The organism is Streptomyces sp. cmx-18-6 (assembly GCF_046548915.1).
Classification (GTDB): Bacteria; Actinomycetota; Actinomycetes; order Streptomycetales; family Streptomycetaceae; genus Streptomyces.
This window is the reverse complement of record NZ_JAEBEP010000006.1, coordinates 276,577-301,241: the sequence shown is the minus strand read 5'-3', so window position 1 is coordinate 301,241 and position 24,665 is coordinate 276,577. Positions and strand designations below refer to the sequence as shown.

21 protein-coding genes are annotated in these 24,665 nt (G+C 69.3%); 12 read left to right on the top strand and 9 right to left on the bottom strand.

Translation table 11 applies throughout. The features are described from left to right. Nucleotides 1–112: 112 nt before the first annotated feature. From ACLJPL_RS16810 to trxA, 5 genes are all read left to right on the top strand, one after another. Nucleotides 113–1,858, top strand: coding sequence for a protein kinase family protein (locus ACLJPL_RS16810; protein WP_411081642.1), 1,746 nt, complete (start codon nucleotides 113–115; stop codon nucleotides 1,856–1,858). 101 nt (nucleotides 1,859–1,959) lie between these two features. Next, nucleotides 1,960–2,676 (top strand): RNA polymerase sigma factor SigM, encoded by a 717-nt coding sequence (sigM, locus tag ACLJPL_RS16805; RefSeq protein WP_411081641.1) that lies wholly within the window; start codon nucleotides 1,960–1,962, stop codon nucleotides 2,674–2,676. Then, nucleotides 2,673–3,668 carry a hypothetical protein gene (locus ACLJPL_RS16800; protein ID WP_411081640.1) on the top strand — a complete coding sequence of 332 codons (996 nt, stop codon included), beginning with the start codon at nucleotides 2,673–2,675 and terminating at the stop codon, nucleotides 3,666–3,668. Before sigM ends, ACLJPL_RS16800 begins: the two co-directional genes overlap by 4 nt. A gap of 142 nt (nucleotides 3,669–3,810) precedes the next feature. Continuing rightward, a complete protein-coding gene (gene trxB / locus ACLJPL_RS16795) occupies nucleotides 3,811–4,782 on the top strand; it encodes a thioredoxin-disulfide reductase (protein ID WP_411081639.1) in 972 nt (323 codons plus the stop codon). A 45-nt stretch (nucleotides 4,783–4,827) separates the two neighbouring features. Then, entirely contained in the window at nucleotides 4,828–5,163 is a 336-nt protein-coding gene (gene trxA, locus ACLJPL_RS16790) for a thioredoxin (protein WP_084747604.1), read from the top strand. 103 nt (nucleotides 5,164–5,266) lie between these two features. On the opposite strand, the gene ACLJPL_RS16785 is transcribed toward trxA, so the two are convergent. From ACLJPL_RS16785 to rpmH, 9 genes are all read right to left on the bottom strand, one after another. Then, nucleotides 5,267–5,884, bottom strand: coding sequence for a GNAT family N-acetyltransferase (locus ACLJPL_RS16785; RefSeq protein WP_411081638.1), 618 nt, complete (start codon nucleotides 5,882–5,884; stop codon nucleotides 5,267–5,269). 324 nt (nucleotides 5,885–6,208) lie between these two features. Then, complete coding sequence (locus ACLJPL_RS16780; RefSeq protein ID WP_411081637.1) at nucleotides 6,209–7,303, bottom strand: ParB/RepB/Spo0J family partition protein; 1,095 nt, start codon at nucleotides 7,301–7,303, stop codon at nucleotides 6,209–6,211. Continuing rightward, nucleotides 7,300–8,376, bottom strand: a complete 1,077-nt coding sequence (locus tag ACLJPL_RS16775; protein ID WP_411081782.1) for a ParA family protein — start codon at nucleotides 8,374–8,376, stop codon at nucleotides 7,300–7,302. Before ACLJPL_RS16775 ends, ACLJPL_RS16780 begins: the two co-directional genes overlap by 4 nt. Before the next feature lie 328 nt (nucleotides 8,377–8,704). Beyond that, nucleotides 8,705–9,421, bottom strand: a complete 717-nt coding sequence (rsmG, locus tag ACLJPL_RS16770) for a 16S rRNA (guanine(527)-N(7))-methyltransferase RsmG (protein WP_018513875.1) — start codon at nucleotides 9,419–9,421, stop codon at nucleotides 8,705–8,707. 108 nt (nucleotides 9,422–9,529) lie between these two features. Further along, nucleotides 9,530–10,042: a protein jag gene (locus tag ACLJPL_RS16765; RefSeq protein WP_411081636.1), complete on the bottom strand. Its 513-nt coding sequence runs from the start codon at nucleotides 10,040–10,042 to the stop codon at nucleotides 9,530–9,532. A 14-nt stretch (nucleotides 10,043–10,056) separates the two neighbouring features. Further along, entirely contained in the window at nucleotides 10,057–11,313 is a 1,257-nt protein-coding gene (yidC, locus tag ACLJPL_RS16760) for a membrane protein insertase YidC (RefSeq protein ID WP_411081635.1), read from the bottom strand. Between the two features lie 3 nt (nucleotides 11,314–11,316). Then, nucleotides 11,317–11,676: a membrane protein insertion efficiency factor YidD gene (yidD, locus tag ACLJPL_RS16755; protein ID WP_411081634.1), complete on the bottom strand. Its 360-nt coding sequence runs from the start codon at nucleotides 11,674–11,676 to the stop codon at nucleotides 11,317–11,319. Further along, complete coding sequence (rnpA, locus tag ACLJPL_RS16750; protein WP_411081633.1) at nucleotides 11,673–12,044, bottom strand: ribonuclease P protein component; 372 nt, start codon at nucleotides 12,042–12,044, stop codon at nucleotides 11,673–11,675. Before rnpA ends, yidD begins: the two co-directional genes overlap by 4 nt. A gap of 19 nt (nucleotides 12,045–12,063) precedes the next feature. Then, nucleotides 12,064–12,201, bottom strand: a complete 138-nt coding sequence (gene rpmH / locus ACLJPL_RS16745; protein ID WP_003967884.1) for a 50S ribosomal protein L34 — start codon at nucleotides 12,199–12,201, stop codon at nucleotides 12,064–12,066. Between the two features lie 381 nt (nucleotides 12,202–12,582). Here rpmH and dnaA point away from each other — a divergent pair, with 381 nt between their 5' ends. The 7 genes from dnaA to gyrA all read left to right on the top strand — a co-directional run bounded on the left by dnaA (nucleotide 12,583) and on the right by gyrA (nucleotide 24,587). Continuing rightward, nucleotides 12,583–14,427 carry a chromosomal replication initiator protein DnaA gene (gene dnaA / locus ACLJPL_RS16740; RefSeq protein ID WP_411081632.1) on the top strand — a complete coding sequence of 615 codons (1,845 nt, stop codon included), beginning with the start codon at nucleotides 12,583–12,585 and terminating at the stop codon, nucleotides 14,425–14,427. A gap of 953 nt (nucleotides 14,428–15,380) precedes the next feature. Further along, nucleotides 15,381–16,511, top strand: coding sequence for a DNA polymerase III subunit beta (dnaN, locus tag ACLJPL_RS16735; RefSeq protein ID WP_411081631.1), 1,131 nt, complete (start codon nucleotides 15,381–15,383; stop codon nucleotides 16,509–16,511). A gap of 150 nt (nucleotides 16,512–16,661) precedes the next feature. Beyond that, on the top strand, nucleotides 16,662–17,546 hold the full coding sequence (gene gnd, locus ACLJPL_RS16730) for a phosphogluconate dehydrogenase (NAD(+)-dependent, decarboxylating) (RefSeq protein ID WP_411081630.1): 885 nt from the start codon (nucleotides 16,662–16,664) through the stop codon (nucleotides 17,544–17,546). Between the two features lie 67 nt (nucleotides 17,547–17,613). Then, the gene (gene recF, locus ACLJPL_RS16725; protein WP_411081629.1) at nucleotides 17,614–18,744 is read left to right on the top strand and encodes a DNA replication/repair protein RecF; all 1,131 of its coding nucleotides are present in this window, start codon (nucleotides 17,614–17,616) and stop codon (nucleotides 18,742–18,744) included. A gap of 140 nt (nucleotides 18,745–18,884) precedes the next feature. Then, a complete protein-coding gene (locus ACLJPL_RS16720) occupies nucleotides 18,885–19,388 on the top strand; it encodes a DUF721 domain-containing protein (RefSeq protein ID WP_411081781.1) in 504 nt (167 codons plus the stop codon). A gap of 442 nt (nucleotides 19,389–19,830) precedes the next feature. Beyond that, nucleotides 19,831–21,900, top strand: coding sequence for a DNA topoisomerase (ATP-hydrolyzing) subunit B (gyrB, locus tag ACLJPL_RS16715; RefSeq protein WP_411081628.1), 2,070 nt, complete (start codon nucleotides 19,831–19,833; stop codon nucleotides 21,898–21,900). A gap of 47 nt (nucleotides 21,901–21,947) precedes the next feature. Next, nucleotides 21,948–24,587, top strand: coding sequence for a DNA gyrase subunit A (gyrA, locus tag ACLJPL_RS16710; protein ID WP_411081627.1), 2,640 nt, complete (start codon nucleotides 21,948–21,950; stop codon nucleotides 24,585–24,587). Nucleotides 24,588–24,665 lie beyond the last annotated feature (78 nt).

Genomic DNA, 24,665 nt, shown 5'->3' with positions numbered 1-24,665 from the left:
AACCATGGGCGGGCTTTGCGTGTCGTGCATAGCGCCGGAGTGTGGGCACAATTGGCGTGACTGTGAGCGAGCCGGCCGGCATCGCGCAACGGATGGGGAGGCAGGAACGACGGTGGCGGAACGTAGCACGGCTGCCGTCGGCGTGGCCGACAACGGCGGCGACGAGCCGCTGACCGCCAAGGCGGACGAGGCCACGACCGACGGAACGACGCAAGCCGAGGGCGCGAGCCCCGAGAAGCCCGCGGATCCCAAGGGCGAAAGCGGCGGACCGGAACGGTCCGAGGCCGTTCCGGCGACCCCCGATCTGCACAGCGGCCACAAACTGGCCGAGCGTTACCGCCTGGAGGAGTGCGTCACCCGTCTGGACGGCTTCAGCAGCTGGCGGGCGGTCGACGAGAAACTGCGTCGCGCGGTCGGCGTGCACCTGCTGCCGGCCGACCACCCGCGCGCCCGCTCCGTGCTGGCCGCGGCCCGGTCGTCCGCCCTGCTCGGCGACCCCCGCTTCGTCCAGGTCCTGGACGCCGTCGAGGAGAACGAACTCGTCTACGTCGTCCACGAATGGCTCCCGGACGCCACCGAGCTCACCGCTCTGCTGGCCGCCGGGCCCATGGACGCCCACGACGCCTACCAACTCGTCAGCCAGCTCTCCCTGGCGATGGCCGCCGCCCACCGCGAAGGGCTGACGCACCTGCGCCTCACCCCCGGCGCCGTCCTGCGCAGTTCCACCGGCCAGTACCGGATCCGCGGCCTCGCCGTGAACGCCGCACTGCGCGGCATCACCTCCGAACGCCCCCTCCGCCAGGACACCGAGGCGATCGGCGCACTGCTCTACGCGGCGCTGACCCAGCGCTGGCCGTACGAGAACGACGCGTACGGCCTCTCCGGGCTGCCCAAGGGCATGGGGCTCATCGCCCCCGACCAGGTCCGCGCGGGCGTCCACCGCGGCCTGTCCGAACTCGCCATGCGCGCGCTCGCCAACGACGGGGCCACCGCATCCCGTCAGGAACCGCCCTGCACCACCCCGGACGAACTGGCCAGGGCGGTCGCGGCCATGCCGCGCGTCCTGCCGCCGGAGCCCACGTTCGCCGCACAGCCCGTCTACCAGCAGCCCGCCTACCAGCGGACGACGTATCAGCAGGGCACCTACGGACGGCCGTCCTCGCACCCCTCGTCCGTGCCGCAACCAGTGATGGCGGCCCCTCCGGCCCCGCTCCAGAGCCGCACCGGACGGGTACTCAAGTGGGGTGTCTCGGCGCTCCTCATCGCCGCCCTCGGGCTCGGCAGCTGGCAGCTCGCGGAGACCCTGCTCGACCACGGCAAGGGATCCGAGGACACCGGCGTCACGCAGACGAGCGAGGAGGACAAGAACAAGGACAAGCGCCCTGCTCCGCCGGCCGAACCACTGACCATCGCGGGCGCGACGGAGTTCATGCCGGGCGGCTCCGGGATAAAGCCGGAACTCGTGTCGAACGCCGTCGACGACAATGCGGAGACGTCCTGGATCACCCCCCGCTACAAGGGCTTCCCCAACTTCGGTAACTACCCCAACCGCAAGCAGGGCAGCGGCATCATCGTCGACCTCGGGAAAGTGCGGGACGTCTCCGGCATCGACGTGTCCCTGTACCGCAGCGGTCAGACGGCGGCCGTGCTGGCAGCGGGCCCGGACGCCTCGACGCCCTCCACCCTGGCGGAGTTCAGTCAGTCGATCGTCAAGCAGCAGGTCGCGGGCTCGACGATCAAGGAGAAGCTGGACAAGCCCGTACGCACGCGGTACGTCCTGGTCCACATCACCGAGCTCCCGGCGGACGGCACCGGCGGCTACCGCGGCGGGATCACCGACATCTCCGTACTCGGCTGATCCACGGGTCGGTGCGGACCATCCGCACCGACCCGTGATGACCGCGAGCGGGCCCGTTAATGTGGCACCTGACATCGGATCCGGTTCGGAGGGGGAGCACGGTGGATTCCGTTCCACCAGAGACGCCGAGCGACTCGGACCTGATCGCCCTGCATGTGGCGGGTGATCCCGACGCCTTCGGTGAGCTCGTACGCCGCCACCGCGACCGGCTGTGGGCCGTGGCGCTGCGCACCCTCGGGGACAGGGAAGAGGCCGCCGACGCCGTCCAGGACGCCCTGGTCTCCGCCTTCCGGGCGGCCCACACCTTCCGCGGCCAGTCCGCCGTCACCACCTGGCTGCACCGCATCACCGTGAACGCCTGCCTCGACCGGATCCGCAAGGCCGCCTCCCGCAAGACGTCACCGGTGGACGACGCGGAACGCCTCGACCAGCTCCTGGAACCCCACGAGTCGGCCGAGGTCCCGGCCGAGCGGCATGAGCTGCACCGCCAGCTCATCGCCGCCCTGGCCACGCTCCCCGCCGAACAGCGCGCGGCCCTCGTCCTGGTCGACATGCAGGGATACCCCGTGGCAGAGGCCGCCGCCGTCCTGGACGTGCCGACCGGGACCGTGAAGAGCCGGTGCGCCCGGGGCCGGGCGAGACTCGCGCCCCTGGTCCGCCATCTGCGCGGCGGGACCGGGGACGAGAGTCCGGGCGGGGAGGACCGCACCACTGGAAGGAACCGGACGCCCGGGGCATCCGTCCCACCTGCGTCCGGACCGAAGGACGCGGGAGCAAGCAACCCTGCCGCTGCGAAGGGAGGAGGTGGACGCCCGTGACATCGACGACCGACACGGCTCAGCATCCGGAGGTCTCCGAGATCTCCGATCTCACCGAGGGGCTGCTCCCCGACCCCCGTGCGGCGGAAGTCCGCCGCCATGTCGCGGGGTGCGCCCTCTGCGCGGAGGTACGGGACTCGCTGGAGGAGATCCGCGGGTTGCTCGGCACCCTGCCGGATCCCGAGCCGATGCCCGAGGACATCGCCGCCCGCATCGACGCGGCTCTCGCGGCCGAGGCCCGTACGGATGATCCCGCAGCCGATGAACCGCTTCATGTTTCACGTGAAACCGATGTTTCACGTGAAACAGAGGCCGTCGAGCCCGATGGGGCGCCCCTCGTGCCTCCCCGCGCCGACTCCGTCGCCGACCGGCGCATCGACGCGTCCTCCCCGGACCGTCCGGCAGGCCGCCCTCAGGCCGCCACGGGTCCCGGCCGCCGCTCCGCCCGTCGCCGACGCCGTGCGGCGATCCTGGGCACGACGTGCGGTGCCGCACTCCTCGGTATGAGCGTCCTTCTCCTCCAGAACCTCTCGTCCTCCCCGGGCGCTTTGAGCGAAGCCTCCGACCGGGCGGTCAGCGCCGACGAGAGCGGGGCGCACCGCTACTCCGCGGACACGCTCGAAGCCAGAGTCGACGAGCTCTTGACCGGGAGCGTGGGCAAGGAGGACTTCGGCGGGAAGAAGGTGTCACCGCAGAGGGACGATCCATCGGCGTCCGAGGCGGCGTCGCCGGAGGTCGCGACGCCCGAAAGCCCGCTGAGCGCCCCCGCCGTCGCCGTACCGCCGTGCGTCCAGAAGGCGACCGGCCGTACGACGCCCGCTCTCGCCCTCGACGAGGGGACCTACCGGGGGACGGACACCTTCCTCGTCGTCCTCCCGCACGCGAACGACCCCTCGCGCGTCAACGCCTATGTCGTCGCCGCCTCCTGCGTGGACACCGCGCCCAAGTCCACAGGGCAGTTGCTGCTCACCAAGGTCTACGACCGCCCCTGAGGACCGCTACGGCACGTCGGCTGTTGCGACACGGGGTTGCAACACAGGGAATGCATCACCCGTAGGATCCGTTGGGTGGGGTGAGAGTCGTTGAACCGACCCCGTAGGCAGTAGGCAGTCTGCAGAGACGAGGAAGAAACCCGTGAGCGACGTCCGTAATGTGATCATCATCGGCTCCGGACCGGCCGGGTACACCGCCGCGCTCTACACCGCCCGTGCCTCACTGAGCCCGCTGGTCTTCGAGGGTGCGGTCACGGCTGGCGGCGCTCTGATGAACACCACCGACGTGGAGAACTTCCCCGGCTTCCAGGACGGCATCATGGGCCCCGAGCTCATGGACAACATGCGTGCCCAGGCCGAGCGCTTCGGCGCCGAGCTGGTCCCCGACGATGTCGTCGCGGTCGATCTCACCGGTGACATCAAGACCGTCACCGACACCGCCGGCACCGTGCACCGCGCCAAGACCGTCATCGTGACCACCGGCTCCCAGCACCGCAAGCTGGGCCTGCCCAACGAGGACGCCCTCTCCGGACGCGGCGTCTCCTGGTGCGCCACGTGTGACGGCTTCTTCTTCAAGGACCACGACATCGCCGTGATCGGCGGCGGCGACACCGCGATGGAGGAAGCGACCTTCCTCTCCCGCTTCGCCAAGTCCGTCACGATCGTCCACCGCCGTGACACCCTGCGCGCCTCCAAGGCGATGCAGGACCGGGCCTTCGCCGACCCGAAGATCACGTTCGCCTGGGACAGCGAGGTCGCCGAGGTCAAGGGGGACCAGAAGCTCTCGGGCCTGACCCTGCGCAGCACCAAGACCGGTGAGACCTCCGAGCTCCCCGTGACCGGACTGTTCATCGCTGTCGGACACGACCCGCGCACCGAGCTCTTCAAGGGTCAGCTGGAGCTCGACGACGAGGGGTACCTCAAGGTCGAGGCGCCCTCCACCCGCACCAACCTCCCCGGTGTCTTCGGTGCCGGAGACGTGGTCGACCACACCTATCGGCAGGCGATCACCGCCGCGGGCACCGGTTGCTCCGCGGCCCTGGACGCCGAGCGCTTCCTCGCCGCGCTGGCCGACGCCGAGCCCGCCGAGCCGGAGAAGACCCCGGCTGTCTGAGCTTCCCCCACCGCACGCCCACCCCGAGAGACTAAGGAGGCCGCCGTGGCCGGCGACCTGAAGCACGTAACCGACGACACGTTCGACGAGGTCGTCCTCAAGAGCGAGAAGCCCGTTCTGGTCGACTTCTGGGCTGCCTGGTGCGGCCCGTGCCGGCAGATCGCCCCCTCGCTGGAGGCGATCGCCGCAGAGCACGGCGACCAGATCGAGATCGTCAAGCTCAACATCGACGAGAACCCGGCCACCGCCGCCAAGTACGGCGTGATGTCCATCCCCACCCTGAACGTCTACCAGGGCGGCGAGGTCGCCAAGACCATCGTCGGCGCCAAGCCGAAGGCCGCGATCCTCCGCGACCTCGAAGGCTTCATCAGCGCCAAGTAGTCACGCGCGCCCCGGCGCGATGTTTCACGTGAAACGGGCCCACCCCCGCTCCGGGGGTGGGCCCGTTCCGTATGTCGTGAGGCGTCAGCCCGAGGAGCGGTCGTCAGAGCGGACGCAGTGCGGGTTCCTTCTGGACCGCGCCCAGGAGCCGGTCGAGCGCCATCTCGACGTCCTCCTTCCAGGAGAGCGTCGTCCTCAGTTCGAGCCTCAGACGCGGGTACCGGGAGTGGGGCCGCACGGTCTTGAAGCCGACCGCCAGCAGATGGTCCGCCGGGAGCACACAGCCGAGCTCCTCCGCGCGGGCGTCGCCGAACGCCTCGATCGCTTTGAATCCCCGGCGCAGTACGTCCTTGGCCACCGTCTGCACCAGGACGCGACCGAGTCCCTGACCCCGGTATCCCGGAATGATCAGCCCGGTGATGAGCTGAACGGCGTCGGGGGAGACCGGGCTGGTCGGGAAGGCCGTGGAGCGCGGCACATAGGCGGGCGGCGCATAGAGCACGAACCCGACCGGCACATCATCCACATAGGCCACCCGGCCGCAGGAGCCCCACTCCAGAAGCACCCCGGAGATCCAGGCTTCCTTCTCCAGCTGCGGCTTTCCCGCCGTTACCGCTGCTTCTCCGCTGACCGGGTCAAGCTCCCAGAAGACGCACGAACGGCAGCGCTCGGGAAGGTCCTGAAGGTTGTCCAAGGTGAGCGGTACAAGCCGACGCCCCATGGCGGCGATTCCTCACTTCTCTCGCCCGCCGCATCTCGGGCGGCCGTCAGCGCGTTCCGTTCGTGGAACAGACTGCCGACGAATCCCCCGACGGCTCCCAGGCCCAGCCCGACCGTCACCAGCCGGCTGCGGCTCACTGTTCGCAAGGTCCCCGCCCTCCTCCGAGGTCGATCACCGTGGATGCACCATCCCAGAACGCATCGTATCCACCCAGAGGTGAAGCGGACACCGAGAGACGGCAAAGGGCGGGCGGTGTTCCGGTGAGCACCGGTACACCGCCCGCCCTCGACGCGGTCCTGCCCAGTCGAGTGGGCCCTGCCGCACTCAGCCTTCGTCGTCCTCGTCGGACGTCTCGGACAGTCGACGCTCCAGCACGGGTCCCTCGCCCGGGGCGAGGGAGCCGAGAATCCGCTCCAGATCCTCCATCGAGGCGAACTCGACGGTGATCTTTCCCCTCTTCTGGCCCAGGTCGACCTTCACCCGGGTCTCAAAGCGGTCGGAGAGCCGGGTCGCCAGGTCCGACAGGGCGGGCGACACCCGCGCACCGGCCCGGGGGCCCTTCGGCTTCGACGAGCTCGTGGGCTGCGAGCCCATGAGCGTCACGATCTCCTCGACCGCCCGGACCGACAGTCCCTCCGCGACGATGCGGTGGGCCAGCCGGTCCTGCTCCTCGGAGTCGTCCACCGACAGCAGGGCCCGCGCGTGACCGGCCGAGAGAACGCCCGCGGCCACCCGGCGCTGCACCGGAAGCGAGAGCCGCAGGAGCCGCAGCGTGTTGGACACCTGGGGCCGGGACCGCCCGATCCGGTCGGCCAGCTGGTCATGGGTGCACTTGAAGTCCTTGAGGAGCTGGTCGTAGGCGGCGGCCTCTTCCAGCGGGTTCAGCTGAGCCCGGTGCAGGTTCTCCAGCAGCGCGTCCAGGAGGAGCTTCTCGTCGTCCGTGGCCCGGACGATGGCCGGGATCCGCTCCAGGCCCCCTTCCTCACAGGCCCGCCAGCGGCGCTCGCCCATGATGAGCTCGTAGCGGTCCGTTCCCACCTTGCGCACGACGACCGGCTGGAGGAGACCGACCTCCTTGATGGAGGTGACCAGCTCGGCCAGGGCGTCCTCATCGAACACCTCACGGGGCTGCCGGGGGTTCGGCGTGATCGACCCGATGGGCAGCTCGGCGAAGTACGCACCGGTCGCCCCCACCTCCTGCTCCGGCCGGTCCTCCGGCGCGGACGCCGGCTCCGGCACCACCGGCGACGCCGGAAGCGCGGTCACCTTCGCGGCGGCCACGCCACGCTCCGCCGTCAGCACCGGCCCACTGCCGGATGCCGACGCACCGCTCCCTGGCCCCGACACCTGCTTCTCCTGGGGAGCGGCGGGAATCAGTGCGGCGAGTCCACGCCCCAGCCCTCTACGTCGCTCACTCACTGAATGCCCTCCGAAACGTTCTGCTGGCTGTTCTGACTGCTCGTGTGGGCGTGCTGGGCCTCGTAGTGCACCCCGACGCCCCGCAGGGCGATCTCCCGGGCGGCTTCGAGGTAGGACAGCGAGCCGCTGGATCCCGGGTCATAGGTCAGCACGGTCTGCCCGTAGCTCGGCGCCTCGGAGATACGCACCGATCGCGGAATGCTCGTGCGCAGCACTTCCTTGCCGAAGTGGGTCCGCACCTCCTCGGCGACCTGGGAAGCGAGCCGGGTCCGGCCGTCGTACATCGTCAGCAGGATCGTCGAGACGTGCAGCTCCGGGTTGAGATGGCCCCGCACCAGGTCGACGTTCTTCAGCAACTGGCCCAGGCCCTCCAACGCGTAGTACTCGCACTGGATGGGGATCAGCACCTCGGCCCCGGCCACCATCGCGTTCACCGTGAGCAGGCCGAGGGAGGGCGGGCAGTCGATGAGGATGTAGTCCAAGGGCTGCTCGTACGCCTGGATGGCCCGTTGCAGCCGGCTCTCACGCGCCACCAGCGACACGAGTTCGATCTCCGCACCGGCGAGATCGATCGTGGCGGGGGCGCAGAAGAGACCCTCGACGTCCGGGACCGGCTGCACCACCTCGGAAAGCGGGCGGCTCTCCACCAGAACGTCGTAGATCGAGGGGACATCGGCGTGGTGATCGATCCCCAGGGCCGTAGAGGCATTGCCCTGCGGGTCGAGGTCGACCACCAGAACACGGGCACCGTGCAGCGCCAGCGAAGCGGCGAGGTTGACCGTCGTGGTCGTCTTACCGACCCCGCCCTTCTGGTTGGCCACCACCATGACGCGTGTCCGGTCAGGGCGAGGCAGCCCCTCGCCGGCGCGGCCGAGGGCCTCGACCGCCAGCTGGGCGGCACGACCGATGGGTGTGTCGTCCATCGGTGGCGGTGTTTCACGTGAAACACCGTCCGCCGCGGACTCGGTTCGGGGACCGGGGACCGGATCGGTCATCGGTCCCGCGATGTTGGCGTCGGACCGCAAGGATTCACTCTCCTCGACTTCAGGCTCGCAATGAGCAGAGCCTGCCATGCTTTCGGGGTCGTGAACCAGCGAGGCCCGCTGTTCTGTGGATGAATCCGCGCTTGTGGACAACTCGGCAACCCTTGCGGGCTTGCGGTCGCGCGGTGTGGCAGCCGCACGACCGCGGCCGATGATTCCCTGCAGCAGAGAGCGACGTTTCACGTGAAACACGATGCCCCCGCAGGGCAACTACCAGGCCACGACACTCCGCAGGGGGTGCATATGGCCGCCTCCCCGGCATATCGCTGCTAGACGGTGGAGATCATCCGGAAAGGGCCAAGCCGGCCGGCTGTCGGGCCCCACTCGACCGGGCCTCCGCGACGCGCGGGGCGGCCACTCAGCGACGCCTGCGCGTCCGTCCCACCCGTGCCGCCTTGGCCCTCTTTGCGGCGAACCTCACACCGCCCGGGCTCTCGCCCACCACCACGCGCACCACCGTGGACAGAGGATCGACGACACCCTCGCCCACCTGGAGCACCTCGGTCTCCAGCACACCGAGCTTGCTCAGAGCGGCCCTGGCGCCGTTGATCTCCTCCTCGGCGGTGTCGCCCTTCAGCGCCAGCATCTCTCCGTAAGGCCGCAGCAGAGGCACACCCCAGCCCGCCAGCCGGTCCAGCGGCGCCACGGCCCGGGCCGTCACCACATGCACGGGCTGCAACGTCCCGAGGACCTCCTCGGCCCTCCCCCGCACCACCGTCACATGGTCCAGGCCGAGCAGTTCCACGACCTCCTGGAGGAAGTTCGTGCGCCGGAGCAGCGGCTCCAGCAAGGTGATCTTGAGGTCGGGGCGCACCAGGGCCAGCGGGATGCCCGGCAGACCCGCCCCCGAGCCCACATCGCAGACCGTGACGCCCTCCGGCACCACCTCGGAGAGCACCGCGCAGTTGAGCAGATGCCGCTCCCACAGCCGCGGCACCTCACGCGGACCGATCAGGCCGCGCTTCACACCGGCATCCGCAAGAAGCTCCGCGTACCGGACAGCCTCCGGGAAGAGCTCTCCGAACACCGCCTGCGCCTCTTCAGGTGCCTGGGGGAGCTCTGCAGCGTCCGTCACGGGGACCGTCCTTCCGTACCGACTAGCGCACTGTGGGTGGCTGACTATCAGGCTGACAAAGATCGGCCCCGCCTGCGAACAGACGGGGCCGACAGTACAAGGATCCGGTCAGGCCGGGAGTACGACGACGAAGCGCTGCGGCTCCTCGCCCTCCGACTCGCTCCGGAGACCGGCTGCGGCGATCGCGTCGTGCACGACCTTGCGCTCGAACGGCGTCATCGGGTCCAGCTTGACCGGCTGGCCCGAGGTCTTGACGTCGTTCGCGGCCTTGGCGCCCAGCTCGGCGAGGATCTCGCGCTTCTTGGCCCGGAAGCCGCCGATGTCCAGCATCAGACGGCTGCGGTCACCGGTCTCCCGGTGAACGGCCAGCCGGGTCAGCTCCTGGAGCGCCTCCAGCACCTCACCGTCGCGGCCCACGAGCTTCTGGAGTTCACGCGCGGAGTCGCTGATGATCGAAACCGCGGCCCGGTCCGCCTCGACGTCCATGTCGATGTCGCCGTCGAGGTCGGCGATGTCGAGCAGACCTTCGAGGTAGTCGGCTGCGATCTCCCCCTCCTGCTCCAGGCGGCTCAGGGTGTCGCTGCCCTCAGCGGCGGCCGTGGAGGTGGTGCCTTCCGTCACGGGTGGACTCCTTCTTACTTCTTGGACGGGTGCTTGGGCCGCTGCGGGCCCTTGCGCTGTCCGGACTTGGCTTGGCGTGAGGAGCCGGAGGCGGGCTTGCCCGCCGGCTTCGGCTGGTCGTCCTGCGATGCGTCCCGCTTCTGCAGCGAGGTCTTGGAGCCGGCAGCCGCGGGCTCCTCCTTGGCCCCGCCGGCGGTGGCGGCCGTCTGGCGCTTCGCCTTGGTCTGGCGCTTGGGCTGCTGACGCTTGGGCGCACCGCCCTCGGCCTCGGCGACGGCCGTCTCGCTCTTCTCGACGGTGCCGTCCTCCTGAGCGGCCAGCCCCATCTTGCTCAGTCCGGTGATGAACTTGCGCTCGATGTCATTGCGGTCGGGTCCCTTGGCCACGATCGCCTTGACGGTCCTGCGCTGCGTCCGGCCGCGGACCTGGCCGCTGGAGTCCACGCGCTTGAGCACCCGCTGGAGGTAGGCGTCCTGCGCCTTGCTGCCCGGAGTCGGGTTCTGGTTGATCACGTACATCTGCTGACCCATGGTCCAGACGTTGGTGGTCAGCCAGTAGACGAGGACACCGACGGGGAAGTTGATGCCCATCACGGCGAAGATGATCGGGAACACGTACATCAGCATCTTCTGCTGCTGCATGTACGGGGTCTTCACCGTCAGGTCGACGTTCTTCGTCATCAGCTGGCGCTGGGTGAAGAACTGCGAGGCCGACATCAGCACGATCATGAGCGCGGTGACGATGCGGACATCGGTCAGATCGGCGTTGAGCGAGGTGACCTTGTCGGCGCTGTCCATGAACTTCGCGGCCAGCGGCGCGCCGAAGATATGGGCCTCACGGGCGCTGTCCAGCAGGTCCTGGTTGATCGCGCCGATCTTCTTGCCCGAGGCGATGGACGACAGCACGTGGTACAGGGCGAAGAAGAACGGGGACTGCGCCAGGATGGGAAGGCACGAGGAGAGCGGGTTGGTGCCCGTCTCCTTGTACAGCTTCATCATCTCTTCGGACTGACGCTGCTTGTCGTTCTTGTAGCGCTCCTGGATCGCCTTCATCTTCGGCTGGAGCACCTGCATATTGCGGGTCGACTTGATCTGCTTCACGAAGAGCGGGATCAGGCAGATCCGGATCAGCACCACCAGGGACACGATCGACAGGCCCCAGGCCCACCCGGAGTCATCGCCGAACAGCGCTCCGTAGACCTTGTGGAACTGGACGATGATCCACGAGACGGGCGTGGTGATAAAGCTGAACAGACTGGCAATCGTGTCCACTAATCAGGCTCCTTGAGCATTGGGCGAGGTCTCTGTGGCCGGGCTCGGGGGTTCGGAGACCGACCCCCCGGGCGGCACATCAGCGGCGGGCTCCCCGCCCTTGCCACCGCGCAGGCCGTTGCGCAGCAGTTCGTGCCACCGCGGACGCTTGCGCGGCGGGACATGGTCCACACCGCCGGGTGACCACGGATTGCACCGCAGGATGCGCCAGGCGGTCAGCGCTGTTCCCTTGATCGCACCGTGCCGGTCGATAGCCGTATATCCATAGTGGGAACACGACGGGTAGTAGCGGCAGACAGGCCCGAGCAGTGGGCTGATCGTCCACTGGTACAGCTTGATGAGAGCAAGCAGCGGGTACTTCATCGCGCGCCCCCTCCCAGCAGCCGCTGAAGGGCGGCGTCCAGGTCTCGGGCCAGCTGTGCATGGTCGGCGTCGCCCGCACCGGGCAGCGCTCGTACGACAACAAGGCTACCGGGGGGCAACAGCGCCAGCCGGTCGCGGACCAGATGGCGAAGCCTCCGCTTCACCGAGGTGCGGACGACAGCGCCGCCCACCGCCTTGCTGACGACGAAACCCGCACGCGGCGGGGGAACAGTCTCCCCAGTCACGTGCGGGTCCGTTTCACCGCTGCGTAGATGGACGACGAGCAGCGGACGTCCGGCTCGACGTCCTCGTCGTACCGCGGTCGCGAAGTCCTCGCGCCGCCTCAGCCGATTCTCGGTAGGCAGCACGTCATGGACCTGTAAGCGATCAGGCGGACAGGCTGCTGCGGCCCTTGCCGCGGCGGTTCGCGAGGATCGCACGGCCGGCACGGGTACGCATGCGCAGACGGAAGCCGTGGGTCTTGGCGCGACGGCGGTTGTTCGGCTGGAAGGTGCGCTTGCTCACTCGGGGGCTCCAGAAATGATTCGTGTCTTGGCGGGACATCGCCTGGCTGTCACCGTGCGCCCACGAGGAACTCGCGTAAACGCCTTAGTGCACCGCTTCACAATCACAGATCGTGATCTTTGCCCATCGGAGGCAGGCGGCAGCAGCCATCGACAACTCGACCTGGTCACGGTACGCGCGGCTACGCCATCCGGTCAAACCGGCTCCGCGCGACCCCCCATTGTGCACAGCCTGTGGACAACAACTTGAACCGCGCGGCCCGGCCTGACTACCGTGGCTGAACTCCGGTTCTTTTCCTTCCCGACTGCCGGGCCTCACCCATCCCGACCCATCCCGTCCCGAGAACCACACATTCGTGGGACATGCGAGAGAGCGTGCCTTGTGGCTGACGTACCTGCCGATCTTGCCGCAGTGTGGCCACGAGTGCTGGAACAACTCCTCGGGGAGGGCCAGCAGGGCATCGAGCCGAAGGACAAGCAGTGGATCGAGCGGTGCCAGCCGCTGGCGCTCGTCGCGGACACCGCGCTGCTGGCCGTCCCCAATGAATGGGGCAAGCGCGTCCTGGAAGGCCGCCTCGCGCCGCTCATCAGCGAGACCCTGACCCGCGAGTGCGGCCGTCCCATCCGCATCGCGATCACCGTCGACGACTCCGCGGGCGAACCGCCCTCCCCGCCGGCGCCCCCGATGCACCCGTCGCACCAGAGCCAGCAGGGCCACCGCTACCAGGGGCAGCCGCGCGACGACGCCCGCGACGACGGGTACGACGGTTACGGTCACCGGCCCTCCGACGACGGCATGCCCACGGCCCGCCCCGCCTACCCCGACTACCAGCAGCAGCGCCCCGAGCCGGGCGCCTGGCCGCGCACCCAGGACGACCTCTCCTGGCAGCAGCCGCGCCACGGGGGCTACCAGGACCGCGAGCAGCCCGCCTCCGACACCTACCGCGACAGCGAGCCGTACCGCGAGCAGCCGCCCGAGCAGTGGCGCGAGCCGTACGGCACGGGCCGCCCCCAGCAGCCGCAGCACGACTACCGGTCGCAGCCGCCCGAGCGCCAGGGGTACGAGCAGCAGCGCGACCGGCACGACCAGCAGCCGCAGCACCGCCAGGGCGGCCCGGGTCCCGGGCGCACCGGCGGCTCGGCGCCCGGGCCGATGGGCGCCCAGCCGGCTCCCGCGCCGGGACCCGGCGAGCCGCACGCCCGGCTGAACCCGAAGTACCTCTTCGACACCTTCGTCATCGGCGCGTCCAACCGGTTCGCGCACGCCGCGGCCGTCGCCGTCGCCGAGGCCCCCGCGAAGGCGTACAACCCCCTCTTCATCTACGGGGAGTCGGGGCTCGGCAAGACCCACCTGCTGCACGCCATCGGGCACTACGCGCGCAGCCTCTACCCGGGGACCCGGGTGCGGTACGTGAGCTCGGAGGAGTTCACCAACGAGTTCATCAACTCGATCCGCGACGGCAAGGGCGACACCTTCCGCAAGCGGTACCGCGACGTCGACATCCTCCTGGTCGACGACATCCAGTTCCTGGCGAGCAAGGAGTCGACGCAGGAGGAGTTCTTCCACACCTTCAATACGCTGCACAACGCGAACAAGCAGATCGTGCTCTCCTCGGACCGGCCGCCCAAGCAGCTGGTGACGCTGGAGGACCGGCTGCGCAACCGGTTCGAGTGGGGCCTGACCACCGACGTACAGCCGCCCGAGCTGGAGACCCGGATCGCCATCCTCCGTAAGAAGGCGGTGCAGGAGCAGCTCAACGCCCCGCCGGAGGTGCTGGAGTTCATCGCCTCGCGGATCTCCCGCAACATCCGTGAGCTGGAGGGCGCCCTGATCCGGGTGACGGCCTTCGCCTCCCTCAACCGGCAGCCGGTGGACCTCGGGCTGACCGAGATCGTGCTCAAGGACCTCATCCCGGGCGGCGAGGAGTCGGCCCCGGAGATCACCGCACCGGCCATCATGGCGGCCACCGCGGACTACTTCGGCCTCACCGTGGAAGACCTCTGCGGATCCTCGCGCAGCCGGGTCCTGGTGACGGCGCGCCAGATCGCCATGTACCTGTGCCGGGAGCTCACCGATCTCTCGCTGCCGAAGATCGGCGCGCAGTTCGGCGGCCGCGACCATACGACGGTGATGCACGCGGACCGGAAGATCCGGGCGCTGATGGCGGAGCGGCGCTCCATCTACAACCAGGTCACCGAGCTGACCAACCGCATCAAGAACGGCTGACCCAACCGCCGTACAACGCCCGCGAAGAGCGCGCCCCCACCCCCGCACAACACCCGCGAAGAGGGCCCCCACCGCCCCACAACGCGCCCCGAAGGCGTCTCGCACCGGCCTCACACGGTCCGCGCGAGGCGCCTTTCGCCGTTCCCGGGCCCCGGGCAGCGGTCGCCCCCGCACTCGCGCTGTTCGAATAAGGGCTGCTCAGAGCCACTTCTCCACAGATAGGGGGAGAATCTTCCGTCCACAGCCTGGGGACTGGGAAGTTGTCCATATTGCGTCCACAGGGCCGGCTGCCGATACTCCATCAGGCCAGGTCACATGGTTGGGGATTTGTGGTCAACCGTGATCCACAGCCTGTGGACAGAATATTCGTCCACAGGGGGTCAGCTCGGTTGTCCACCGGCGGCCCACAGGCTGGACCGTGTTGTCCCCAGCTTTCTCCGGCTTCTCCACAGAGCTGTCCACTGTTCGGCAACACGACACCCGCTCTCACCGCCCGGAGTGAAAGGCGTCACACCGAGGCGCCCGGTTGGGCTGTGGGGAACGTGGGTAAAGCTGGGGACGGACCTGGGGAGAAGTGGCCCCCTCCTGTGCATCGGGTGTGCAGAACTTTCGTCTGTCCACAGAAAGCCCTGGTTGTCCACGGGCGCCGCCCACAGGGTCGGTGGACAAAAAACGGATGCTGACCTGCGCAAACGACGTTATCCACCGTTTCCACAGGACCTACTACTACTACCACTCAGAGTTAGCCAGGAATCCGCTTCGAAGTGGGGCCTGTGTACAACTCGACCGTCGACCGCCCCGGACCGTTCGGCTCGACTTGACCCCGAGCAGCAACGACTGTCGGTGCCGTGCGTCAGACTGGACCCCGGAGCCTCCCCAGCCCTCGGCAGGGAGCTCCGGTCCAGACGACGAAGGCCAGCAGGGCGAGCGAGCAACAGCAGGAGGCGGTTCCGGTGAAGATCCGGGTGGAGCGCGATGTACTCGCGGAGGCGGTGGCCTGGGTGGCCCGCAGCCTCCCGGCCCGTCCGCCGGCGCCCGTTCTCGCGGGCCTTCTGCTGAAGGCCGAGGACGGGGCTCTCAGCTTCTCCAGCTTCGACTACGAGGTCTCGGCCAAGGTCTCCGTGGACGCGGAGGTCGACGAGGACGGCACGGTGCTCGTCTCCGGCCGGCTGCTCGCCGACATCTGCCGCGCCCTGCCCAACCGCCCGGTGGAGATCTCCACAGACGGTGTACGGGCCACGGTCGTCTGCGGCTCCTCGCGCTTCACCCTCCACACACTGCCTGTGGAGGAGTACCCGGCGCTGCCGCAGATGCCGACCGCCACCGGCACCGTCCCCGGTGAGGTCTTCGCCTCTGCCGCCGCCCAGGTCGCCATCGCCGCGGGCCGGGACGACACGCTGCCCGTGCTGACCGGTGTGCGGATCGAGATCGAGGGCGACACCGTCACCCTCGCCTCCACCGACCGCTACCGCTTCGCGGTCCGCGAGTTCCTCTGGAAGCCGGAGGACCCCAAGGCATCCGCGGTCGCCCTGGTGCCCGCCAAGACGCTCCTGGACACCGCCAAGGCGCTCACCAGCGGTGACACGGTCACCCTGGCGCTCTCCGGCTCCGGCGCCGGTGAGGGCCTGATCGGTTTCGAGGGCGCGGGGCGCACCACGACCACGCGTCTGCTCGAGGGCGACCTGCCGAAGTACCGCACGCTCTTCCCCACCGAGTTCAACTCGGTCGCGGTCATCGAGACGGCCCCCTTCGTCGAGGCCGTCAAGCGTGTGGCCCTGGTCGCCGAGCGCAACACTCCCGTACGGCTGAGCTTCGAGCAGGGCGTGCTCATCCTGGAGGCCGGTTCCAGCGACGACGCACAGGCTGTGGAGCGCGTCGACTCGGTGCTGGAGGGCGACGACATCTCGATCGCCTTCAACCCGACGTTCCTGCTGGACGGGCTGAGCGCGATCGACTCCCCGGTCGCCCAGCTCTCCTTCACCACGTCCACCAAGCCGGCCCTGCTCAGCGGGCGCCCGGCCGTGGACGCGGAGGCGGACGACGCGTACAAGTACCTGATCATGCCGGTGCGCCTCTCCGGCTGACCCGCTCCCTCCCGCGGGCGGCACGACGGATTCCGGTGGGGCCCGCTCGGCGCGGAGCGGGCCCCACCGTGCTGTCCCCGCCCGGGCGTAGGCTCGGTCCCGGGCAGAAAACGCCCCGAAGCTATCGCCACGACGCTTAAGGAATCTCTGATGGAGCTCGGTCTCGTCGGCCTCGGCAAGATGGGCGGCAACATGCGCGAGCGCATCCGCCGCGCAGGCCACACCGTCATCGGTTACGACCGCAACCCGGACGTCGCCGATGTCCACAGCCTCGAAGAGCTTGTGGGCAAGCTGAAGGGCCCGCGGGTCGTCTGGGTCATGGTCCCGGCCGGCGCCGCGACCCAGTCCACGATCGACGAGCTCGCCGCGCTGCTCTCGCCCGGCGACGTCGTCGTCGACGGCGGGAACTCGCGCTGGACCGACGACGAGAAGCACGGCGTCGAGCTGGGCCTCAAGGACATCGGCTTCGTCGACTGCGGCGTCTCCGGCGGCGTCTGGGGCCTGGAGAACGGCTACGCCCTGATGTACGGCGGCTCCGACGAGAACGTGGCGAAGGTCCAGCCGATCTTCGACGCGCTCAAGCCCGAGGGCGACTTCGGCTCCGTGCACGCGGGCAAGATCGGCGCCGGCCACTTCGCGAAGATGGTCCACAACGGCATCGAGTACGCCATGATGCAGGCGTACGCCGAGGGCTGGGAGCTGCTGGAGAAGGTCGACTCCGTCACCGACGTGCGCGAGGTCTTCCGCTCCTGGCAGGAGGGCACGGTCATCCGGTCCTGGCTGCTGGACCTCGCGGTCAACGCCCTGGACGACGACGAGCACCTGGAGAAGCTCCGGGGCTTCGCCGCCGACTCGGGCGAGGGCCGCTGGACGGTGGAGGCCGCGATCGACAACGCGGTGCCGCTGCCCGCGATCACGGCGTCCCTGTTCGCGCGGTTCGCCTCGCGCCAGGACGACTCGCCGCAGATGAAGATGATCGCCGCGCTGCGCAACCAGTTCGGCGGCCACGCGGTCGAGTCCAAGTCCGAGAACTGATCGGACCGCCGGCGACGCGTCGGCAGCTCAACAACCAGCGAAGCACTGTCGGGAGAGGTCGGCCACCATGCACGTCACCCATCTCTCACTGGCCGACTTCCGCTCGTACGCCCGGGTCGAGGTTCCTCTCGACCCGGGCGTCACCGCGTTCGTGGGGCCCAACGGGCAGGGCAAGACCAATCTCGTCGAGGCGGTGGGCTATCTCGCCACCCTCGGCAGCCACCGGGTCTCCTCGGACGCCCCGCTGGTGCGGATGGGGGCCGAGCGGGCCGTCGTCCGGGCGGCCGTCACCCAGGGCGAGCGCTCGCAGCTGATCGAGCTGGAGCTCAATCCCGGCCGCGCCAACCGGGCCCGTATCAACAGGTCCTCGCAGGTCAGGCCGCGTGATGTGCTGGGAATCGTACGGACGGTGCTGTTCGCGCCGGAGGACCTGGCCCTCGTCAAGGGCGATCCCGGTGAGCGCCGGCGGTTCCTGGACGAGCTGATCACCGCGCGCTCCCCCCGGATGGCCGGGGTCCGCTCCGACTACGAGCGGGTGCTCAAGCAGCGCAACACCCTGCTGAAGTCCGCCGCGATGGCGCGCAGACACGGCGGCCGGTCCATGGACCTGTCCACCCTCGACGTCTGGGACCAGCACCTGGGCCGGGTCGGCGCGGAGCTGCTCGCGCAGCGCCTGGACCTGATCGCGACGCTCCAGCCGCTGGCCGACAAGGCGTACGGGGACGTGGCGCCGGGCGGCGGCCCCGTAACGCTGGAGTACCGCAGCTCGGTGGGCGAGGACGTCGATCCGGCGCGCACCCGCGACGAGCTGTACGAGCAGCTGATCGCCGCGCTCGCCGGGGTCCGCAAGCAGGAGATCGAGCGCGGGGTGACGCTGGTGGGCCCGCACCGGGACGACCTGGTGCTGAGCCTGCGGTCCATGCCCGCGAAGGGGTACGCGAGCCACGGGGAGTCCTGGAGCTACGCGCTGGCGCTGCGGCTGGCCAGTTACGAGCTGCTGCGCGCCGAGGGCAATGAGCCGGTGCTGGTCCTGGACGACGTCTTCGCCGAGCTGGACGCCCGCCGCCGGGAGCGGCTGGCGGAGCTGGTGGCCCCGGGTGAACAGGTGCTCGTGACGGCGGCGGTGGGCGAGGACGTGCCGGGCGTGCTGGCGGGGACGCGGTACGCGGTGTCGGCGGGCGAGGTGGAGCGGGTATGACCGGGCGGAGCGGCGAGGCGGCGGGCCCGGGTGCTTCCGGCGCGGACGGTGGCGCTTTCGGCGGTACGGGGCCCGCGGCCCGCGGTGAGGGAGCCTCCGGTGGTACGCCGGCGGCGTCGGGGAGCCCGAAACCGCCCGAGGTGGCCGGGGTCGATCTCGCCCGGGTCGCGCTGCGGGCGGCGAAGGAGCAGGCCAAGGCGCGGGGGGCGGCGGCCCAGCAGCGTAAGCAGGCCAGGCGGGGCGGCGGGCTGCGCTCCGGGGCCCGGTCGGACGGCCGGGATCCGCAGCCGCTGGGCTCCGCGATCAACCGGCTGATCACCGAGCGCGGCTGGGAGACCCCGGCGGCGGTGGGCGGGGTGATGGGGCGGTGGCCGCAGATCGTGGGCGACGATCTGGCCAACCACTGCGTACCGCTGCGCTACGACGAGGACCCGGCCGCGCGGGTGCTCACTGTGAGCTGCGACTCCACGGCGTGGGCGACGCAGCTGCGGCTGCTGGCCCCGCAACTGGTGGCCCGGCTCAACGCGGACCTGGGGCAGGGCACCGTACGGATGATCAAGGTGGTCGGTCCGAGCGGCCCCGAGCGCCGGTTCGGGCCGCTGCGGGCGCCCGGCAGCAAGGGCCCGGGAGACACCTACGGGTGACGGCCCCGCTGTCTCCGGGATGCTGATCGGATGACCTTTCCACAACCCTGAGCTGCGCTTTTGGCCTGAAATTGTCGTGCCCCTGATTGCCGCACGGGTGCGCCCGGGACCTGCGGGGCGGGCTCCGGGGCCGTCCGGGGCTGCCGGTTCGCCGGGGTTCGTAGCGGCGGAAACCGGACGGTGTGGCCGAAGCGTCCCTCACCGTAGCGGGGCCCTGACAGGCCGAAGCGCTCAATGCCCGTCAGGGCCCCTTGAGGCCCCTCCCCGAATATGGGGAGTCGTCAACCGCTGATTCAGGGCGGCACATGCGTACTCAGGTACCCGCAAACCCCCATTCATGTCGGCGCTACCGGTAGACTGGTGGGTAATCCCGCCGCTGAGGCGGGAGTCGTCGATACAAGCCGAACGACGCAGCCGCTCCCGCCTGTCCGGAGAACGGCCTGTGCTGTGCCAGAAAGGGCGCTTCGTGGCCGATTCCGGCAACCCCAACGAGAACATCCCGTCCACAGCCGGTGAGCACGGCGAGGTCACCGCCTCGTACGACGCCAGCGCGATCACCGTGCTGGAAGGGCTGGACGCGGTCCGCAAGCGACCCGGCATGTACATCGGCTCGACCGGTGAGCGCGGCCTGCACCACCTCGTGCAGGAGGTCGTCGACAACTCGGTCGACGAGGCGATGGCCGGCCACGCGGACACCATCGACGTCACGATCCTCGCCGACGGCGGGGTGCGTGTGATCGACAACGGCCGCGGCATCCCGGTCGACATCGTGCCGTCCGAAGGCAAGCCGGCCGTCGAGGTCGTGCTCACCGTGCTGCACGCGGGCGGCAAGTTCGGAGGCGGCGGTTACGCGGTCTCCGGCGGTCTGCACGGCGTCGGCGTCTCCGTCGTCAACGCCCTGTCCACGCGGGTCGCCGTCGAGGTCAGGCGCGACGGGTTCCGCTGGACGCAGGACTACAAGCTCGGCGTCCCCACCGCCCCGCTGGCCAAGCACGAGGCCACCGACGAGTCCGGCACGACGGTCACCTTCTGGGCGGACGGTGACATCTTCGAGACCACCGAGTACAGCTTCGAGACGCTGTCGCGCCGCTTCCAGGAGATGGCGTTCCTCAACAAGGGCCTGACCCTCAAGCTCACCGACGAGCGCGAGTCCGCGAAGGCGACGGCGGGCGCGGACAGCGCCGAGGCGGTCGAGGTCCCCGAGGAGGAGACGACGCGGACGGTCACGTACCACTACGAGAACGGCATCGTCGACTTCGTCAAGTACCTCAACTCCCGCAAGGGCGACGTCATCCACCAGTCGGTGATCGACATCGAGGCCGAGGACAAGGACCGCCTCCTGTCCGCCGAGATCGCCATGCAGTGGAACACGCAGTACACCGAGGGGGTCTACTCCTTCGCCAACGCGATCCACACGCATGAGGGCGGCACCCACGAGGAGGGCTTCCGCGCCGCGCTGACGTCCCTGGTCAACCGGTACGCGCGCGACAAGAAGCTGCTGCGCGAGAAGGACGACAACCTCACCGGCGAGGACGTGCGCGAGGGCCTCACCGCGATCATCTCGGTGAAGCTGGGCGAGCCGCAGTTCGAGGGCCAGACGAAGACCAAGCTGGGCAACACGGAGGCCAAGACCTTCGTGCAGAAGGTCGTCCACGAGCAGCTGACGGACTGGTTCGACCGGAACCCGAACGAGGCCGCCGACATCATCCGCAAGGGCATCGCCGCCTCGACCGCCCGCGTGGCGGCCCGCAAGGCGCGCGACCTGACCCGGCGCAAGGGGCTCCTGGAGAGCGCCTCGCTGCCGGGCAAGCTCAGCGACTGCCAGTCGAACGACCCCACCAAGTGCGAGATCTTCATCGTCGAGGGCGACTCCGCCGGCGGTTCGGCGAAGTCCGGCCGCAACCCGATGTACCAGGCGATCCTGCCCATCCGGGGCAAGATCCTGAACGTCGAGAAGGCCCGGATCGACAAGGTCCTCCAGAACACCGAGGTGCAGGCGCTGATCTCGGCGTTCGGCACCGGGGTGCACGAGGACTTCGACATCGAGAAGCTCCGCTATCACAAGATCATCCTGATGGCGGACGCCGACGTCGACGGTCAGCACATCAACACCCTGCTGCTGACGTTCCTCTTCCGCTTCATGCGGCCGCTGGTCGAGCAGGGCAACGTCTACCTGTCGCGCCCGCCGCTCTACAAGATCAAGTGGGGCCGGGACGACTTCGAGTACGCGTACTCGGACCGGGAGCGCGACGCGCTCGTGGCGCTCGGCAAGCAGAACGGCAAGCGGATCAAGGAAGACTCGATCCAGCGGTTCAAGGGTCTCGGCGAGATGAACGCCGAGGAGCTCCGGATCACCACGATGGACGTCGACCACCGGGTCCTCGGCCAGGTCACGCTGGACGACGCGGCGCAGGCCGACGACCTGTTCTCGGTGCTCATGGGCGAGGACGTCGAGGCGCGGCGCTCGTTCATCCAGCGCAATGCCAAGGACGTCCGCTTCCTCGACATCTGAGTCGGCCGTACCAGCGACGCCGCAGCTCGAAAGGACTTTGACCAGCAATGGCCGACGAGAACACCCCTGTGACACCTGAACCCGCGACGCCCGAGGAAACCATCGTGCCCGGCGTGGGCATGCGCGTCGAGCCCGTGGGGCTCGAGACGGAGATGCAGCGCTCCTACCTCGACTACGCGATGTCCGTCATCGTCTCGCGTGCGCTGCCCGACGTCCGGGACGGCCTCAAGCCCGTCCACCGCCGGGTGCTGTACGCGATGTACGACGGTGGCTACCGCCCCGAGAAGGGGTTCTACAAGTGCGCCCGCGTCGTCGGCGACGTCATGGGCACCTACCACCCGCACGGCGACTCCTCCATCTACGACGCCCTGGTGCGCCTCGCGCAGCACTGGTCGATGCGCATGCCGCTGGTGGACTCCAACGGCAACTTCGGCTCCCCGGGCAACGACCCGGCCGCCGCCATGCGGTACACCGAGTGCAAGCTGATGCCGCTGTCCATGGAGATGGTCCGCGACATCGACGAGGAGACCGTCGACTTCGAGGACAACTACGACGGCCGCAACCAGGAGCCGACGGTCCTGCCGGCGCGCTTCCCGAACCTGCTGGTCAACGGCGCGGCGGGGATCGCGGTCGGCATGGCGACCAACATCCCTCCGCACAACCTGCGCGAGGTCGCCGCCGGCGCCCAGTGGTATCTGGAGCACCCCGAGGCCACGCACGAGGAGCTGCTCGACGCACTGATCGAGCGCATCAAGGGTCCCGACTTCCCCACCGGCGCGCTGGTCGTGGGCCGCAAGGGCATCGAGGAGGCGTACCGCACCGGGCGCGGCTCCATCACGATGCGCGCGGTCGTCGCGGTCGAGGAGATCCAGGGCCGCCAGTGCCTGGTCGTCACGGAGCTTCCGTACCAGACCAACCCCGACAACCTCGCGCAGAAGATCGCCGACCTGGTCAAGGACGGCAAGGTCGGCGGCATCGCGGACGTCCGCGACGAGACCTCCTCGCGTACGGGGCAGCGCCTGGTCGTCGTGCTCAAGCGCGACGCGGTCGCCAAGGTCGTCCTGAACAACCTGTACAAGCACACCGACCTCCAGTCGAACTTCGGCGCCAACATGCTGGCGCTCGTCGACGGGGTGCCGCGCACGCTGTCGATCGACGCGTTCATCCGCCACTGGGTGACGCACCAGATCGAGGTCATCGTCCGGCGTACGCGGTTCCGGCTGCGCAAGGCCGAGGAGCGGGCGCACATCCTGCGCGGCCTCCTGAAGGCCCTGGACGCCATCGACGAGGTCATCGCCCTCATCCGGCGCTCCAACACGGTGGAGATCGCGCGTGAGGGCCTGATGGGCCTGCTGGAGATCGACGAGCTGCAGGCGAACGCGATCCTGGAGATGCAGCTGCGCCGGCTGGCCGCGCTGGAGCACCAGAAGATCACCGCCGAGCACGACGAGCTCCAGGCGAAGATCAACGAGTACAACGAGATCCTGGCCTCGCCGGAGCGGCAGCGCCAGATCGTCAGCGAGGAACTGGCGGCGATCGTCGAGAAGTTCGGCGACGACCGGCGCTCCAAGCTGGTGCCCTTCGACGGCGACATGTCCATCGAGGACCTGATCGCCGAGGAGGACATCGTCGTCACGATCTCCCGCAGCGGCTATGTGAAGCGCACGAAGACGGACGACTACCGCTCGCAGAAGCGGGGCGGCAAGGGCGTGCGCGGGACGAAGCTGAGGGAAGACGACATCGTCGACCACTTCTTCGTGTCGACGACGCACCACTGGCTGCTGTTCTTCACGAACAAGGGCCGCGTCTACCGGGCGAAGGCGTACGAGCTCCCCGACGCCGGCCGGGACGCGCGCGGCCAGCACGTCGCCAACCTGCTGGCCTTCCAGCCGGACGAGAAGATCGCCCAGATCCTCGCGATCCGCGACTACGAGGCCGTGCCGTACCTGATCCTGGCGACGAAGGGCGGTCTGGTGAAGAAGACCGCGCTGAAGGACTACGACTCGCCGCGCTCGGGCGGTGTCATCGCGATCAACCTGCGCGAGATGCCGCACGGCGGCGACGACGAGCTGATCGGCGCGGAGCTGGTGTCGGCGGAGGACGATCTGCTGCTCATCAGCAAGAAGGCGCAGTCGATCAGGTTCACCGCGACGGACGACGCGCTGCGCCCGATGGGGCGTGCCACGTCGGGCGTCAAGGGGATGAGTTTCCGCGAGGGAGACGAACTGCTCTCGATGAATGTCGTCCGGCCCGGTACGTTCGTCTTCACTGCCACCGATGGCGGGTACGCCAAGCGCACCCCCGTCGACGAGTACCGCGTCCAGGGTCGCGGCGGCCTCGGCATCAAGGCCGCCAAGATCGTGGAGGACCGGGGCTCGCTCGTCGGTGCGCTGGTGGTCGAGGAGACGGACGAGATCCTCGCCATCACCCTCGGCGGTGGTGTGATTCGTACGCGAGTCAATGAAGTCAGGGAGACGGGCCGTGACACCATGGGCGTCCAACTGATCAATCTGGGCAAGCGGGATGCCGTCGTCGGCATCGCGCGCAATGCCGAGGCCGGTCGTGAGGCGGAAGAGGTCGATGGGGCCGATGACGCTGACGGCGAGACGGCCGAGGTCCACGCCACGAGCGTGGTAGAGGGCACTGTCGAGGGCACGGAGCCTTCGACCGGGGAGCACGAGGAGTAAGAGCGTGAGTGGAGCCACGGGCGCCGGTTCGGCCACTTCCGGAGCAGGGGCGAACGGCGCCCGTGGCCCTGCCACGGA

Coding starts and splice junctions, on each gene's coding strand:
- yidD (WP_411081634.1), bottom strand. CDS start 11,676: ATGAAGTACCCGCTGCTTGCTCTCATCAAGCTGTACCAGTGGACGATC.
- ACLJPL_RS16775 (WP_411081782.1), bottom strand. CDS start 8,376: ATGGCAGGCTCTGCTCATTGCGAGCCTGAAGTCGAGGAGAGTGAATCC.
- recF (WP_411081629.1), top strand. CDS start 17,614: ATGCACGTCACCCATCTCTCACTGGCCGACTTCCGCTCGTACGCCCGG.
- ACLJPL_RS16785 (WP_411081638.1), bottom strand. CDS start 5,884: ATGGGGCGTCGGCTTGTACCGCTCACCTTGGACAACCTTCAGGACCTT.
- gyrA (WP_411081627.1), top strand. CDS start 21,948: ATGGCCGACGAGAACACCCCTGTGACACCTGAACCCGCGACGCCCGAG.
- gnd (WP_411081630.1), top strand. CDS start 16,662: ATGGAGCTCGGTCTCGTCGGCCTCGGCAAGATGGGCGGCAACATGCGC.